This window comes from Streptomyces cucumeris, from assembly GCF_024295805.1.
Taxonomy (GTDB): Bacteria; Actinomycetota; Actinomycetes; order Streptomycetales; family Streptomycetaceae; genus Streptomyces; species Streptomyces cucumeris.
Genome location: NZ_JANCLX010000006.1, coordinates 278985 through 293871, shown reverse-complemented (window position 1 = coordinate 293871; position 14887 = coordinate 278985). Strand labels below are relative to the sequence as shown.

At 64.7% G+C, this 14887-nt stretch carries 19 protein-coding genes, 2 tRNA genes and 1 pseudogene; 16 read left to right on the top strand and 6 right to left on the bottom strand.

Translation table 11 applies throughout. From position 1 onward, the window contains the following. Positions 1 to 12: 12 nt before the first annotated feature. Entirely contained in the window at positions 13 to 1128 is a 1116-nt protein-coding gene (locus NMK44_RS12165; RefSeq protein WP_254741566.1) for a DUF8017 domain-containing protein, read from the bottom strand. Between the two features lie 84 nt (positions 1129 to 1212). Here NMK44_RS12165 and NMK44_RS12160 point away from each other — a divergent pair, with 84 nt between their 5' ends. Together NMK44_RS12160 and NMK44_RS12155 are read left to right on the top strand one after the other, a co-directional pair. Then, positions 1213 to 1665, top strand: coding sequence for a DUF4442 domain-containing protein (locus tag NMK44_RS12160; protein WP_254741564.1), 453 nt, complete (start codon positions 1213 to 1215; stop codon positions 1663 to 1665). 145 nt (positions 1666 to 1810) lie between these two features. Beyond that, the gene (locus tag NMK44_RS12155) at positions 1811 to 2479 is read left to right on the top strand and encodes a DedA family protein (RefSeq protein ID WP_254741562.1); all 669 of its coding nucleotides are present in this window, start codon (positions 1811 to 1813) and stop codon (positions 2477 to 2479) included. A 10-nt stretch (positions 2480 to 2489) separates the two neighbouring features. Here the strand turns inward: NMK44_RS12155 and NMK44_RS12150 are convergent. Next, positions 2490 to 2873, bottom strand: a pseudogene (locus tag NMK44_RS12150) (gamma carbonic anhydrase family protein); the annotation flags it as partial. A 198-nt stretch (positions 2874 to 3071) separates the two neighbouring features. Between NMK44_RS12150 and NMK44_RS12145 the strand changes: the two are divergent. Together NMK44_RS12145 and NMK44_RS12140 are read left to right on the top strand one after the other, a co-directional pair. Beyond that, positions 3072 to 4031, top strand: coding sequence for a tyrosine-type recombinase/integrase (locus tag NMK44_RS12145; protein WP_254741560.1), 960 nt, complete (start codon positions 3072 to 3074; stop codon positions 4029 to 4031). After that, positions 4024 to 4575 carry a hypothetical protein gene (locus NMK44_RS12140; protein WP_254741558.1) on the top strand — a complete coding sequence of 184 codons (552 nt, stop codon included), beginning with the start codon at positions 4024 to 4026 and terminating at the stop codon, positions 4573 to 4575. Before NMK44_RS12145 ends, NMK44_RS12140 begins: the two co-directional genes overlap by 8 nt. A 53-nt stretch (positions 4576 to 4628) precedes the next feature. Here the strand turns inward: NMK44_RS12140 and NMK44_RS12135 are convergent, their stop codons facing one another. The 4 genes from NMK44_RS12135 to NMK44_RS12120 all read right to left on the bottom strand — a co-directional run bounded on the left by NMK44_RS12135 (position 4629) and on the right by NMK44_RS12120 (position 6740). Then, a complete protein-coding gene (locus NMK44_RS12135; protein ID WP_254741556.1) occupies positions 4629 to 5195 on the bottom strand; it encodes a hypothetical protein in 567 nt (188 codons plus the stop codon). Positions 5196 to 5250: 55 nt separating this feature from the next. Continuing rightward, positions 5251 to 5742 (bottom strand): DNA (cytosine-5-)-methyltransferase, encoded by a 492-nt coding sequence (locus NMK44_RS12130; RefSeq protein ID WP_254741554.1) that lies wholly within the window; start codon positions 5740 to 5742, stop codon positions 5251 to 5253. A gap of 70 nt (positions 5743 to 5812) precedes the next feature. Further along, entirely contained in the window at positions 5813 to 6274 is a 462-nt protein-coding gene (locus tag NMK44_RS12125) for a DNA cytosine methyltransferase (RefSeq protein ID WP_254741552.1), read from the bottom strand. Between the two features lie 277 nt (positions 6275 to 6551). Beyond that, positions 6552 to 6740, bottom strand: a complete 189-nt coding sequence (locus NMK44_RS12120) for a hypothetical protein (RefSeq protein ID WP_254741550.1) — start codon at positions 6738 to 6740, stop codon at positions 6552 to 6554. 467 nt (positions 6741 to 7207) lie between these two features. On the opposite strand from NMK44_RS12120, the gene NMK44_RS42685 reads away from it, so the two are divergent. The 12 genes from NMK44_RS42685 (at position 7208) to NMK44_RS12070 (ending at position 14882) form a co-directional block, all read left to right on the top strand. Further along, positions 7208 to 7531 (top strand): HNH endonuclease, encoded by a 324-nt coding sequence (locus NMK44_RS42685; protein WP_374215260.1) that lies wholly within the window; start codon positions 7208 to 7210, stop codon positions 7529 to 7531. Between the two features lie 388 nt (positions 7532 to 7919). Continuing rightward, positions 7920 to 8381 carry a phage terminase small subunit P27 family gene (locus tag NMK44_RS12115; RefSeq protein ID WP_254741547.1) on the top strand — a complete coding sequence of 154 codons (462 nt, stop codon included), beginning with the start codon at positions 7920 to 7922 and terminating at the stop codon, positions 8379 to 8381. A 133-nt stretch (positions 8382 to 8514) separates the two neighbouring features. Beyond that, positions 8515 to 8586 (top strand) — tRNA-Trp (locus NMK44_RS12110). 56 nt (positions 8587 to 8642) lie between these two features. Further along, positions 8643 to 8713, top strand: a tRNA-Asp gene (locus NMK44_RS12105). A gap of 38 nt (positions 8714 to 8751) precedes the next feature. Further along, entirely contained in the window at positions 8752 to 9015 is a 264-nt protein-coding gene (locus NMK44_RS12100; protein WP_254741544.1) for a hypothetical protein, read from the top strand. An 18-nt stretch (positions 9016 to 9033) separates the two neighbouring features. Further along, positions 9034 to 9360 carry an HNH endonuclease gene (locus NMK44_RS42680; RefSeq protein WP_374215259.1) on the top strand — a complete coding sequence of 109 codons (327 nt, stop codon included), beginning with the start codon at positions 9034 to 9036 and terminating at the stop codon, positions 9358 to 9360. 62 nt (positions 9361 to 9422) lie between these two features. Next, positions 9423 to 11162, top strand: coding sequence for a terminase large subunit (locus NMK44_RS12095; protein WP_254741541.1), 1740 nt, complete (start codon positions 9423 to 9425; stop codon positions 11160 to 11162). A gap of 7 nt (positions 11163 to 11169) precedes the next feature. After that, positions 11170 to 11361, top strand: coding sequence for a hypothetical protein (locus NMK44_RS12090; protein WP_254741538.1), 192 nt, complete (start codon positions 11170 to 11172; stop codon positions 11359 to 11361). Beyond that, positions 11358 to 12701 carry a phage portal protein gene (locus tag NMK44_RS12085; RefSeq protein ID WP_254741536.1) on the top strand — a complete coding sequence of 448 codons (1344 nt, stop codon included), beginning with the start codon at positions 11358 to 11360 and terminating at the stop codon, positions 12699 to 12701. Before NMK44_RS12090 ends, NMK44_RS12085 begins: the two co-directional genes overlap by 4 nt. Beyond that, positions 12685 to 13371, top strand: a complete 687-nt coding sequence (locus tag NMK44_RS12080) for an HK97 family phage prohead protease (protein WP_254741533.1) — start codon at positions 12685 to 12687, stop codon at positions 13369 to 13371. The genes NMK44_RS12085 and NMK44_RS12080 overlap by 17 nt, the downstream gene beginning before the upstream one ends. 44 nt (positions 13372 to 13415) lie before the next feature. Further along, a complete protein-coding gene (locus NMK44_RS12075) occupies positions 13416 to 14603 on the top strand; it encodes a phage major capsid protein (protein ID WP_254741531.1) in 1188 nt (395 codons plus the stop codon). A gap of 60 nt (positions 14604 to 14663) precedes the next feature. After that, the gene (locus tag NMK44_RS12070) at positions 14664 to 14882 is read left to right on the top strand and encodes a hypothetical protein (protein ID WP_254741529.1); all 219 of its coding nucleotides are present in this window, start codon (positions 14664 to 14666) and stop codon (positions 14880 to 14882) included. The last annotated feature ends 5 nt before the right edge of the window (positions 14883 to 14887 follow it).

The window sequence follows — 14887 nt, the reverse complement described above, 5'->3', positions numbered from 1 at the left end:
CGGCCACGGCGGTCAGAAGCCGGTCTCGGACTTCAGCGGACGCAGACTGCTCATGATCTTCTTGATGGTCGCGTCCGGGACCTCGTTCTTGGTCCCCTTCTCGGAGTAGAGCACCCATGTCGCGAAGTCGCCGTTGGTGTCGGTGTAGGAGACGGCCACCGACTTCCCGTCCGTGGTGCACTTGTCGGTCTTCTTGACCCCGGTGACGGTGGCGGAGGCGGTGTAGCCCTTGAGCCCGTGGTCGCTGGTGAACTTCTTGGACTGGCCGACCTTGAGCTTGCCGGTCTTGTCCTGGTCGAAGGCGGCGAAGGCCCAGTTGCCCGCCTCGATCCGGGCGGCGGACGCCTCGCTCTTGGCTCCCTGGGCGCCCTTGGAGCCCGCCCCGGCGGCGTCGCTCTTGTTCTCGTAGCCGTCCTCGTCCTTGACCGTGCAGTAGTCCTTCTTGTAGATCCCGGGGGCGGACATGACGACGAGCGGCTTGCCGTTGTCGTCCTCGAAGCCGATGCTCAGACCGGAGGACTCGACCCCCCAGTTCGCGGGCACGTCGAAGGCGTTGTGCCGCTTGGCGCTGACCACCGTCTTCCAGCCGGGTATGACGGGCTTGACGTCCTCCTCGTCCTCCCCGTCCCGCGGGTTGTCGTCCCCCCGGTCACTACCGGAAGGGGCCTCGGAGGAGGCGGGGGCGGAGGAGCCGCTGGGCTTCTTGCCGTTCGACTCGTCGTTCTCGCCGTCGTCCTTGCCCAGGACGAACACCGCGGCCACCGCGGCGGCCGCCACCACCGCCACCGCCGTGACGACCGCGATGGTGGCCGTGCGCTTCTTGTGCGGAGGCTGCGGTGCCCCGGGCGGCGCGGAGGGGCCACCCCATCCCTGCGGCGGCTGCTGCGGGTGCGGCTGCTGATGCGGTCCGGCGTACCCCGGCTGCTGCTGCGGCTGACCGGGATAGGCGGGCTGGCCCGGCTGCGGCTGCTGCTGGGGCTGCTGTTGCTGCGGCGGCTGCTGATAGGGATTCGGCTGTTGATAGCCCGGCTGCTGATACGGGTTGGGCTGGTGGTACCCCGGCTGCTGATAGGGGTTCTGCTCGTGCGGGTTCTGCTCGCCCCCGGGCGGCTGCTGTCCTGGCCACATGGCCAGCAACCCTAAGGGTGGGTGCTGACCGCGGCTACGGCTGCCCCTTTCCCCGCTTTGCTACCGGGTGGTAACTTCCGGGGCATGTCACAGACCATGCCGTCCATCGGCGAGATGCTCGCTGCCACCGTTCCCATGGTGCGCACCCTGAACCTGGAGATCGTCGAGGCGACGGCCGAGAGCGCCGTCCTGCGCCTGCCGGACCAGCCCGACTTCCACAACCACGTCGGTGGGCCGCACGCGGGCGCGATGTTCACCCTCGCCGAGTCCGCGAGCGGCGCGATCGTGATCGCCGCCTTCGGCGACCAGCTCGGCCGTGCCGTACCGCTGGCCGTGCGCTCCGAGATCGCCTTCAAGAAGCTGGCCATGGGCCCCGTCACCGCGACGGCCCGGCTCGGCCGCCCGGTCGCCGATGTGATCGCCGAGCTGGACGCGGGGGAGCGTCCGGAATTCCCGGTGAACGTCGAGATCACCCGTGAGGACGGGGCGGTGACCGGCGAGATGTCGATCACATGGACCCTGAGGCCGCAGTCCTGAAGCCGCCCCTTCCGCAGTACGCCGACGCGCCCCGGAGCACGACCTGGGGATGATGGCGACGGCTCGCCGATTGAGTAGGCTTCCCGGGCGTGCGCCGAAAGCGGTGCGCGCCCGGCAGGGATCGGCACACGGGGAGGAACCGGCGTTGCACATCGAGGAATGGCTCGAGAGCGTACCCGCGGTCAGCGTCTATCTTCTCGTGGGCCTCGTCATCGGCCTGGAGAGCCTGGGTATCCCGCTTCCAGGAGAGATCATCCTCGTCAGCGCGACGCTGCTGGCGGCCTCGCAGGACCACATCAACCCCTACATCCTGGGGTCGTGCGCCATCGCGGGCGCGGTGATCGGCGACTCCATCGGCTATCTGATCGGCCGGAAGGGCGGCGAACCACTCCTGGAGTGGCTGGGGCGCAAGTTCCCCCGGCACTTCAGCGCCGAGCATGTGGCCACCGCTGAGCGCTCCTTCCAGAAGTGGGGCATGTGGGCGGTTTTCTTCGGCCGTTTCATCGCCCTGCTGCGGATCTTCGCGGGCCCGCTCGCCGGTGTGCTGCGCATGCCGTACTGGAAGTTCTTCATCGCCAATGTGCTCGGCGGCATCATCTGGGCGGGCGGCACCACGGCGGTCATCTACTCGGTCGGCAAGGTCGCCGAGGACTGGCTCAAGCGCTTCTCCTGGCTCGGTCTGGTCATCGCCCTGCTCTTCGGCCTCGGCTCGATGCTCATCATGAAGCGGCGCTCGAAGAAGGCCAATGCGGCGGCGGCCGCCAAGGCCGGAACCGAGGCGGCCGAGCCGGAGCCCGTCCCGGCCGCCGACTGAGCGGTTCCGCTCAGCTGGGCAGGCCCTCCTGCCGCGCCCGCTCCTCCGCGGCCGCGCGGTGCTGGCGGGCCAGCTCGACATAGCCCGTGGCGTTGAACCGGATCGACTCGCGCTCCTCCTCGGTGAGCTCGCGCCTGACCTTCGCCGGGACCCCGGCCACCAGTGAGTTCGGCGGCACCTGCATCCCCTGCGGCACCAGCGCCTGGGCGGCCACCAGCGAGCCCGCCCCGATATGCGCACCGTTGAGGACGGTCGCGCCCATGCCGATCAGCACATCGTCCTCGACGGTGCAGCCGTGCAGCACCGCGTTGTGGCCCACCGACACCCGCTCGCCGACGCTGGCCGGGAATCCGGGGTCGGCGTGCACGGTGCAGTTGTCCTGAAGTCTAGTTTCCAAATGCTAGGATTCCCTGGAAGTCGCTGATCAGACCTGCCGCGCGGCGGTCGAGTGGACGCGCCGAAGGGTAGGTTTGGGATGGCCAGGTCTGTTACTCCAAAACTTAGTATCGCGACGAACGAGTATGTCGCTCAGCGAGAAGCCCAGGGGAAGAAGAGCCGGTCTCGGTCTGGCAATCCGACCGAGGATCGGCCGATGTACTACCTGCGGAGCCTGTTCCGGCGCTTCGTCGCGCGGGTCGATGACTGCCACGTAAGTTCACTGCGGAGTCACCACGTCGAAGATTTCTTCTATGGGCCCGGCGGCCTGCATGAGAACGCGGGGGATACGACCTTGGCGAACTACCGGATGAGCATCCGCAGTTTCCTGCGGTGGTGTGAGCGGCGGGAATGGACCCTCCGAACGATGGAACAGCTCACCGAGGGCCTTCGGGAGAAGTCCACTCAGAGCAACCGGAGCCGCTATCGGATGACGCGCGCCGAGCTTCGACTACTCCTCAACGCGGCGGCCTTCCCGCGGGACCGAGCCTTGATCGCCTTCGTAGCCAACACGGGTCTTCGCATCTCCGAGGCCGTGCGGATGCGCGTCCGAGACGTGTCCTTCCAGAAGGGGGAGCTGTACGTCTACCTCCCGAAGACGAAGGAAGAGGTGACTCTTCCGCTCTCTCTCGACCTGGAACAAGAGCTTCGGTCCTGGCTGACCACCTACACGGAAGCCGCGGGAACGCTGAAGCGGAACCACTACCTGTTTCCGGTCTGCCTTCGGCCCTTCTTCAAGGCCGGCCACGCCCAGGAGCCGAACCGGGATCGAGTCCTGAATCCCGAAGGGATGATCAGTCATCCGCATGTGATCATCAAGGATGTCGCCGAAGCCGCGGGGATTGAGCTTGACCCCGGGGATGCCTGGCACACCTTGCGCCGTTCCTTCGCCCGCATCCTCTACGAAGATGCCCGAGCGCACGGGCACGACAACGCGCTTCGGATCGTGCAGGCGGCGTTGAACCACAAGGAAGTGAGTACGACCGAGCGGTACCTAGGTCTTGACATCGAACGGCAGCGTTACGCCGACATGATCAAGGGCAAGCCGTTCCTTATGGCCGATCTCGACGGCGGTAAGCTCGTCGTGCTGGACGAGAGGAGGGGAAGCCGTGGCTAAAGAGGTCATCGAGCTAGTCAGGTGCGACGTGTGCGGCACTGACGATGACGTGGAGGGCTTCACGATCATCAGGGGCGGAAAGCCGAAGGACGTAGACCTTTGCGGCGAGCACAGGGGGCCGCTGGTCGAGCTGTACGGCCTCGGCGTCGAACAGGCGGCACCGCGGACCAAGAAGAGCGCGCGTACCGGTCACGCGGTCGTAGCGATCGAGGATTGGGCCCCTTCACTCGGCGCGCCCATGCAGTCGTCGCCCCCGGATGATGCTCCGGCAGCGGAGGAGACCCCCGTTCCGGAGGAAGCCGCTACCGCCGAGCTGGTCGAAGCGGCTCGCCCCCTGATCGGGACCACGCTTCTTTCAGAGAAGGTGGTCTTGGCCCTGGCTCCCTTTGTCCGCGCTGTCGAGAACGGCAAGCCGGTCACGGACGCCCGACGGCCCGTGCTGGACCTGAACCCGACGCGAATCAAGGCCCCGAAGGGTGAACAGGGCCAGCGCTTCCGTGAAGCCCTGGCCGCCTACCAGGGGTCGCACCGAGGCGCCGAGTAGTCCGGTGACGGAATGCAAGAAGCCCCCGACCGTTCAGGGTCGGGGGCTTCTTGCTACCAAAGGCCGTCCTGGCCAACGTTCTCTTCGTGCACTTCCCGATCAATCGGCATGATCACGCCCCGGAAGGTAGGGCCGATCTTGCACAGGATCGGTTCCTTCGAGTCGTAGACGCACATGTCGAGCGCGCGGCCGAGGCCGTCTTTCCCCTTCGGGGCCTTCACCTTGGAGAACCGCGCCAGAAGGGCGGGGTCGAAGGCGACCAGCTCGGGCACGGCCAGGGGCCGCCCGTCGAGGCGTGTAAACAGGCTGTCGAGCATCCCCCAGAGCCGTTCATCGGCCTGGGCCGAAGCGTCCTGAGCCGCCGTGGGGGTGTCGTTGTTGCCCGGCCGGAAAATCAGGCCGTCACCGGGCTTCACTTCGAGCCTGCCGAAGCCCTTCTTATCCTTCCTGCCGCCCGTGTCGAGGTCCGCCAGGGCGGTCCGGTCGACGTGCAGCGTCACGCCATCCGCGGGCCCTTCGTAGTCCTCAACCGGCGCCGCGTCCTGGCCAATTGCGTACCCGTCCGTACCCGTCACCGTGAGGCCGGCGGGGCCGAGTTGAATCCGCGCGGTCTTCACCATCGCTCGCGCCGGAAGGAAGCACAGGGCGTTGTATACGGCCCTGGCCATCTCTTCGCTAGGCAACGTCGCCGACGCTTGCACCGTCTCTCCTCTCCAGCTCCCCGAGTAGGTGAGCGAACGCGGCGAAGGCTTGCTGAGGAACAACCCCGTCACCGACGGCCTTCAACTGTTGGCCGCGGTCGAGGCCGTCGACCTTCGTGATCCAGCCGGGCACGATCCCCATCAGCCACTCAGCGAAGCGGGGGGCCAGGCGAAGGCCGCCGCGCGGCCCGTACTCGACCGGCACGGGCGCCGGTTGCCCCGTGAGGACTTCCCATCGGCGGACGGCGGGCGCGAAGTCGCCCCACCAGCCCGAGGGGCTGAAGTCCCCTCCGTAGTCGGCCCCAGGCTCGACGTTCAGTAGGAAGCACACTTCGTCTTCGAGGGTCGGGCCGTGGCCGCCCTCTTTCCGCTTGTCGGGGTGCTGCGGGGCGCCGTTGCGCGACAGATTCGCCGTGGGGGTCTTCAGTAGCTTCTCGGTCTTGTCCCGGGGCCACAGTCGGGCCATGGCGGTTACGAGATCGTCGCCACCAGCCCCAGGCCGAGCGGCCTTCGCGTAGTCCGGTCCTCGGCGGCCGTCAGCGGCCGTTGGGGTCGGCAGGAGCGGCAACGAGAAACCACCTATCGCGGTGGTGGGGGGCACCAGCGGCGGAAGCTCGGTAGCACGTCCAGACCGCGTCATACCCGCACGCGGCCAGGTCCCCGAGTACTCGGGAGAGTCCTCGGCTTCGGATGGCGGAGACGTTTTCCAGGAAGACGAGTCTCGGCTGAAGAATGCGAACGGCGTCCGATACGTTCGCCCAGATTCCCGAGCGCGACCCTTCGATACCAACCCGTTTCCCCGCATTGCTGATGTCCTGGCACGGAAAACCGGCCGTGATGATGTCTACGCCGTGTTCGGAGAGCGTCGACCAGTCAATTTCAGTAATGTCCCCGAGATTCGGCACTCCGGGGAACCGTCGCGCCAGAATCAGGGCCTTACTCGGATCGTTGTCCGCGACCCATGCAACCCGACCCCCCGTTAGTGCCTCTACAGCCATCCCGACCCCGCCGTAACCGGCGCACAGTTCCAAGATGCGGGGGACCGTCGAGGCCCCGCTACTCACAGTCGTTCTCGACCCCTTCGAAGAGATCCTTCAGAATTCGCTCTCTCTCCTCGGCCGGAAGGCTGTCCAGCTCGATCACTTCGCTATCCACGGTGCTTCCCCCTCTTAGGCCGTTCTTCGCGAAGTTCATTCAGGGTCAGGACCACGAACAGAGCCAGATTGAAGACTCCGAGGATGGCCAGGCCGAACAGCAGGGATACGGATTCATCGCTCACGATTCGGCCTTTCCGTAGCTGACGGCGTAGTCGTAGGCGACGAAGGCGTTTCGCATTCGATAGGCGGCCTGGTGAAGCTCCCTCTTCCCGCGGCCGGCCGCGACGTGAAGTTGCGCCACGGCCGTTTCGTGGTGGGGCAGGCCCTCGAAGGGCCGGATCATCTCGACAGCCTTGACCAGCGTCACGGGGCCACCATTCCAAATACTAGTTACCGACCGCATGAAAACCGGGCCGGGGTGGCTCCGGGCGGTCGATGGGGTGAGCGGAACGGCACCCCTCGGCGCCGCCCCTTCTGGTCCTCCAAAACCTAGCTTCGCTGCCCTGGCGGAATCAACGCTGCCCAGGTCAGCGGCCCTCGGTGAGGCCCTGGCCGAGCTAACAGGTCTACAGGCCCCGCAGGGGGTAAGGGGGTCGGGCTGAGTGAGCGGAGCGAGCGAAGACCGGGGGGATCGGGGGCCAGAGCTATAGAGCTACTGCGAACGACAGAGAGCAGTAGCAGAAGGGCGCCCCTCCCGAGGGCGCCCCTATAGAAGGAACTTCTTCAGCCCAGGCCGTAAGAGCCTGGGCATAGCAACAGGTCTATAGCTAATGAAGAAGCGGCCAACAGGCCGCCCCAATACAGGGGGCACCCCCGGAAGGGGGTGCTATCCCCATGCCATACAGCATGTGCAGTAGGCATAAGAAGCTCTATGCCCTGGGCACATCATGTGCCCTATGCGCTAACGCACCACGCAAGCACAAGAGCAAGAACACGCGCACGCGTGGACGCTATGACTATCAATGGCAGAAGGTAAGAGCCGAAGCCATCAGGCTTCAGCCCTACTGTTCTTTCTGCGGAACAGGCAATGACCTAACCGGGGACCACATCCTTCCATTGAAGGAAGGTGGGACGAACGTGATCGACAACGTTCGTGTTCTCTGTCGCTCATGCAATACACGACGAGAGAACGACTACCGAAAAGGGAAGCGGTACTAACCCCGCACAATCCCCGCGATGAGCCGAAAGGCTCGCCGTGAAGACGGCAGGGCATTCGATGCGACCGGCGCGCCCGGGGAGTCGACCGCTCTGCTTACGGCCAGGCCGAGACCACACCAGATCACGCACTGACGAGCATCCTGGTTCAGAGTCTCGGCCCTTCGAGGCCGGTAGGGGGAGGTCGAAACGATCTGGGGCCCCTTCCCCGCACCCGCCGCCTTCCCTCTCTGCGAGCGCGCGGGGGTTCGCCTGAGTTCGTGGGAATCCGGATGGCTCCGGTTAGCGGAGCGTGCAACCGCCTAGGCCGTTGACCAGCGCGGATGACTCCGCGCAATTGACAGAAGTGTTTCCCAGAAAGGGGAATTCAGACCCGAGAGAGGTTGCAGCCGTGCCCGGACCGCCCCCGACCCCTTCCAAGCTGGTCGAGCTGAAGGGGAACCCGTCGAAGAAGCGGCTGAACGGCACCGAGCCGGAGCCGACGAGGGGCGCCCCCAGGCCGCCCGCGGACCTCAAGGGCGAAGCCCTGGCCGAGTGGGGCCGGATCGTGCCCGAGCTTGACGGCCTGGGCCTTCTGGCGCGGGTCGACCGCGCGTATCTGGTGGCCTACTGCGAAGCCTGGGCTACGTTCAACGCGGCCCGGGAAGCCATGGCCGAGTACGGCCCGCTTGTGGCCGGCCGAGACGGCGGCCTTGTCAAAAACCCGGCGGCTCAAGTGATGCGCGACGCGGCCGACTTGATGCTGAAGTTCGGTAGCCGCTTCGGCCTGTCTCCCTCGGACCGTACGCGGCTCTCTGTGCCGTCTGCGGCCGAGGACGGCCCCGACGCTCAGGTTCTGTCTCTCCTGAGCTGACAGGGGCACTCAGGCGCCCTCCCAGGCGCCGGGGTTGAGCCCCCACGTCGACCCGCGAAGGGCGGTCGCGCTCCGTGGGGGCTCCCTTCTTGTCTTGCGCCAGGCAGCCTCTCAGTGAAGCGCTGGCGCCCGGTGGTGTGTAGCTCAGTGGTAGAGCGGCGGCTTCCAAACCCGCACGTCGAGGGTTCGATTCCTTCCACACCAGCGATGGGGTAGCTCCCCTGTTCCTGAAACTCGGGCTGATCACCTGACGGAGGGAACGCGCGCTTAGTTCAGCGGCCTAGAACTCCCCCTGTCCGGGGGCAACGCGGGTTCGAATCCCGTAGCGCGCCTAACACGTTTACACGCCTTCCCGGATCGAGGCTCCGCAATGGCTACCACTTCCGCGAACCGCGAATACCGGTTCTCTTTCGCCGAGGACATCCCGAGCGAAGGTTTCCCCTTCTCGCCGGACGTAGAGCGCACTCCCGAGCTTGATCAGATCGCCATGGACTACATGAGCGCGAAGCTTGCGCTCTATGCGGCCGTGAACCCCGGGCGAGTGATGAACACACGCTCTCTCGACTTCTACGGCACCACGGTGGTCAGCGAGACGACTTCGGAGAGCGCCCACCTTTTCCCGATCGCCCCCTAGCAGAGGAGTACCCGCCCGATGGCCGAGGCCCTGAAGAAGAAGCGCCGTAGGCGTAGGCCGGCGGGGTGGCTGTCGCGTCGCGAGTACGCGCTAAAGCTTCGGTGTGAAGGATGGGGTGTTCCGTACTCGAAGGTGAGTCGGACGCGGGTCTTCAATCGCGATGGCTGGGTCTGTCAGCTTTGCGGCGAGCCAATCGACAAGGTGATTCGGTTCCCGAAGCCGCTCAGTAAGTCGCTCGACCACATCGTTCCCCTGTCGCACGGCCCCGGCACTCCGGGGCACGTCGAAAGCAATTGTCAGGCGGCACACCTCGGTTGCAATTCTTCGAAGGGCAATCGGGTGTGAGTGATTCCGCCCCTTAACCGGTCTTTGGACTATGCAAAGACGATACGGGCAGGGGGTGACCAGTGAACGACGGTATCGTTCCTTCACCTTTCGGCCCGGTGGATGCGCGAGAAGGCTTCTTCTACTACGACGAGAAGAAGGCCGCGCACGCAATCAACTTCGTGGAGAAGCTGATTGTGCACACGAAGGGGCGCCATGCGGGCGCCCCGTTCCTTCTCGATCCTTGGCAGAAGGAAGAGATCGTCAAGCCGCTCTTCGGAACGGTCATGTATGACGACCAGTACAACGAGTATGTACGCCAGTACCGTATTGCGTGGCTCGAAATGGCGCGCAAGAATGGGAAGTCCGAACTTCTTTCGGCATTCGCGCTACTCGGTTTGGTCGGCGACTTCGAAGAGTCCGCCGAAGTGTACTCGGTTGCGGCTGACCGCGATCAGGCCGGTTTGGTCTACAACACTGCGAAGCGAATGGTTGAGCTGAATCCTATTCTCTCGAACCGGCTTGAGATCATCGATTCGAAGAAGCGGATCATCGACCGCAAGACGAATTCGTTCTATCAGGTCTTGCCCGGTGACGCCGCGGGCGCCCTCGGAACGAACCCTTCGATGGTTCTGTTTGATGAGGTTCTGACCCAGCGGGATCGGCATCTCTGGGATGCCATGCGGCAGGGTTTCGGTACCCGTCGACAGCCGATCATGATCGCGGCGACAACGGCTGCATACCGAACCGCGGCCTTCGCGCTTGAGGAACACGAACACTCCCTTCGTGTTCGTGAAGACCAGAACCTAGACCCGGCGCGATTCGTGTTCGCGCGGAACGTGCCGGATGACTGGGATTGGAAGGACGAAGGCCGGCCGCCCTCGGAGGAGCATCCGAGGGGGACGGGTTGGTACCTGGCGAATCCGGCCCTCGGTTCCTTCCTGAACATCAACAACCTTCGCGCCGAAGCCATGGAAGCGGCCGAGAAGCCAACAGCTCAAAACAGCTTCAGGGTCTTCCGCTTGAATCAGTGGGTTAGCCAGGCTAACCGGTGGCTCGACATGCACCTGTGGGACGAGAACGGATCACTGAAGGTCGACCGCGAACGGCTGAAGGGCCGTCCCTGCTATGCGGGTATCGACCTGGCCGCAACGGGCGACTTCAACGCGTGGGTTCTCCTGTTCCCCGGTAGCCCGAGTGACCCGGACGCGGACGGCTGGACGGTTGTCCCGCACTTCTGGGTTCCCAGGCCGGCGGTCGCGAAGCGAAGCGCTATGAAGTCGAGCTTCGAAGTCTGGGAGCGCGAAGGCTATTTGACGGTGACCGAGGGTCCGACTACGGACTTCAAGGCCATCTTCCGGCACATCGCGCGGGACGCAGAAACGTTCCGCCTTCGGTGCTTTGGCTATGACCCGTGGAATGCCACTCAGCTTGTGAACGAGCTTGAGGAACAGGGCCTTACGGCCGTGAAGGTTCCGCAGAGTGCGGCTCGACTCAATGACCCGAGCAAGGCCATTGAGAGCGCGCTAGCGGCTCGGGAGCTGCACCACGGCGGGCATCCGGTGCTTCGTTGGATGGCGGATAACGTCGAACTCGACGTTACCGGGGATGGCCTCGTCAAGCCTTCTAAGGCGAAGTCCGGCGAGAAGATCGACGGTATCGCCGCTTTGGCTAACGCCTTCTTCCTTACCGCCCTTCCAGCGGACGAAGAGGTTCATGTGACCTTCGTGAACTTCAACGAAGAGTACTCAGATTCCGACTTGGAAGCCCTCCTTACTCCTGCCTCACGGCAGAGGGATTACTTCCTTGACGACGACGATTAGGAGATTCATGGATCGGCCCAAGCTGGGCCGCTCGCTCCGGTCGGTCGCCAATTCGTTTGTCCCGAACGTCTTTCAGGTGGGCAGCCTCGGCTTCGCCGCTGTGGCTGCCTACGACGTTGCGCGCCCTCTCGGGCATTTCGCGGTGGCCGTGTGCCTCGGGCTTCTCGGGTACGCGACGGACGGGGGTAAGCGGCAGTGAGCCTGTTTACACGCATTGGCGAACTTCGCTCGGCGGTGTCTGGCGCGGCCTCGGATTGGGCGCGCGACATTGAGTCGGTCGGCATGGTTCGCACCTCTTCGGGGCGCAAGGTGTCGCGTCGCAACTCGATTCAGATGATTGCGGTTTACGCCTGCCAGTCCCTCATTGGGGATGCGGTCGCGTCCCTTCCGGTCGACCACTACACGAAGATCAACGGACAGAAGGAAACCTTCGATCCCGTTCGGTCGCCGCGCTGGATTCGACAGCCGAACCCCTTTCAGACGAGCTACGAGTTTTGGTTCCGCGTCATCATCAGTCTTCTGACTGATGGCAACGCGTTCATCTACACGCTGCGGAACGACAGGGGCGAAGTTGCCGCTCTGTACTGCCTTCACCCGCAGTACGTGAGCATTCTCGACGGCCCCCTAGGGGACAACCGCTTTGAGGTGAGCGACGACCAGGGCGCCGTTCAGGGCGTCCTAGACCGGTCTCAGCTTCTCCACATTCCGGCCTTCACGGTTCCGGGCGCAAGCCGGGGTCTGTCCCCGATTGACGTTGCCCGAGAGGCTATCGGCCTGGGGCTGGTTGCCGAGGAGTTCGGTTCCCGGTTCTTCGAACAGGGCACCACGATGGCCGGCGTCATCGAGCACCCGGGTAGCCCGCGGCCTGATGAAGCGCGACTTCTCCGAGACATGTTCCGGAAGACGCACGCGGGCGTGAAGAACAGTCACAGCGTCGGTGTGCTTACCGGTGGGGCTTCCTTCAAGCCGATCACGCTTAGCCCGGAGCAGGCTCAATTCCTCGAAACGCGAAGGTTCCAGAAGACGGAGATCGCTCTTCTCTATCGCGTTCCCGCTTACCTGGTCGACTCTTCCGTTAGCTCGACCTGGGGAACCGGTATCGAGGAACAGAACAAGTTCTTCGTAGACCAGACGCTGATGCCCTGGATCGTTCGCATTGAGCAAGCGGTAAGCACCTTCCTCCTTCCCGGCCTTCAGTACATCCGCTTCAACGTGGACGCTCGACTTCGAGCGAAGACGAAGGACCGATACGAGGCGTATCAAGTCGCCCTGAACAACGGCTTCTTGAACGCGGATGAGATTCGCGCAATGGAAGACCTTCCGCCGCTCCCGAAGAAGCTCGGGCAGAAGTTCTACCGGCCCTTGAACCTTGGCGTAGTCGGGGACGACGGCAAGGAAGAGAAGAAGGCCGAGGCCGGCCAGACTCCACCAGCCCTTCCGGTGCCCCCCGTTGTCCCTGATCCAAACGCGGACCCGAACGCAAACCAGGACCCGAACGCTACGGATCAGAAGGACCAACAGAATGCAGATGGAGCGTAGGGCAGTCCCTACCGAATTCGAGGTTCGATCCGAGGGCGGGACGTTCAACTTCTACGGCTATGCGCTGAAGTGGGACGCCCGTTCCTCGAACCTCGGCGGCTTTCGTGAACGTGTCGCCCAGGGGGCGACGGCAGAGAGCATCGGCCGCGATGACATTCGCGCTCTTTTCAATCACGACCCGAACCTGATCCTCGGCAGGAACCGAAGCGGCACGCTTCGCCTTTCCGAGGACAGCACGGGGCTTCATTACGAAGTCGACATGCCCGACACGACTTACGCCCGCGACCTGGCCACGGCCATGGAACGGGGGGATGTTTCACAGTCGAGCTTCGGCTTCAAGACTTCTGGCCCCGAGGGCGATTCCTGGGCCGAGGACGACGACGGTTTCCCGCTTCGGACTCTTCAGAAGGTCAACCTCTTTGACGTTTCGCCGGTCACCTACCCGGCATATGCCGACTCCACTTCGGGAGTCGGTTCCCGCGCACTTCAGCTCTTCGCGGAGAAGCGCGGTCTTTCTGTAGCGCGGCTGGATTCGCCGGAAGCGATCCGGGCCGCAATTCGAGGGGACAGCGACGCTCCGGCGCTGGCAGAAGCGCGGACTCGCCCCTTTGATCTGCACATCAGGGATCACGAAGCCGTGACCCTGAGCCTTCGTGCGGCGCGGCTCTAGGTCGCTCCCCTTTTTTTGCCCTGATACTAGTATTTGGAGCACTCATGGATTTCGCTGCCACGGCGAAGGCCGCGCTGGAGAAGCGGGCCAATCTGGTTACTGACCTTCGTTCTGTCGAGGCTGACGGTTCCCTGTCCGACGCCGAGAAGCGCGAGCGTGTCGAGCGGATCGACGCTGACCTTCGCGCCCTGGAGGTCGAGGCCCGAGAGGCCGTTGAGCGCGGTGAGCGAGAGGCCGAGGTCCGGTCCCTGGCCGCACGGGCCGGCGGCCTGGTGGTGCCCGGCGGCGCCCCCGAGGCCCGCCAGGGCGAGCGCGACGAGGCCGCCGAGCTTCGCGCGGTTGCCCGCGGTGAGCTGCCCGGCGTCGACTTCGACCTTCGCACCGCGACCAGCGGCACCGCCGCGAACGCGGGCAACACCTTCTCGACTTCGTTCGTCGCCCAGGTCATCGAGGCCATGCGGGTGCGATCCGAGTTCTTCTCGAAGGCCCGCACCCTGACCACCGGTTCGGGCGAGACGCTTGAGTACCCGGTGAAGAACGGGCGTCCGTCGGCCGCCCAGGTCGCGGAGAACTCGGCGTACAGCAAGAGCGACGGTTCTTGGAGCAAGACGAACATTGGCGCGTACAAGTACGGCGTCATTGTCGAGGCCACTCAGGAAATCGTCGATGACTCGCAGCTTGACATCCTCGGCATTCTCGCCGAGGACGCGGGCGAGGCTGTCGCGGACAAGGTCATGGCTGATCTTCTGGTCGGGAACGGTTCCGGCAAGCCGTTCGGCTGGATCACTCGCGCTACCGGCGCGGTGAACGCCGCGAACATGGCTGGCGTTACGACCGACAACCTGATCGACCTTCAGCACTCGATCCTCAAGCCGTACCGCCGGAACGCGGTCTTCATGACCAGCGACACGGCCATTCAGGGGCTCCGAAAGCTGAAGGACACCACGGGCAACTACATCTGGCAGCCGGCCCTTACCGCGGGTGCCCCGGACACCATCCTTGGCACCCCGATCATGACTGACCCGAACGTCGTCACGTCCGGCGCGGGCGCGAAGGTGCTGGTGTACGGCGACCCGTCGAAGTACCTGATTCGCCAGGTGAAGAGTCTCCGGGTTGTCCGCTCGGATGAGTACGGCTTTGACCGTGACGTGGTCGCCTTCAAGGTGACCTGGCGGGGGGCGGGCGATCTGTTCGACCTGGCTTCTGTGAAGGCTCTGACCGTTACCGCGTAAGCAGAAACGTTTCTCCGGCCTGGCCCTTCGGGGCCGGGCCGGACCTTTGCGGAGGCATTGATGAAAATCCGGATTCTTGAGAGCGGGTCGGGGCTTCTCGACGGCAAGCCGTTCCCCTCGGTTGGGGAAGAGGTCGAGCTTCCTGCGGGACTGGCCGTGTCTCTGATCAACGACCAGCGCGCGGAAGCCACGGCCGAGACGGCCGCAGAGACGCGCGAGACGGCCGCTTCTGCGACCCCCGAGAAGCGCGGTCCCGGCAGGCAGCGGAAGGCCGCGTAAGGGGG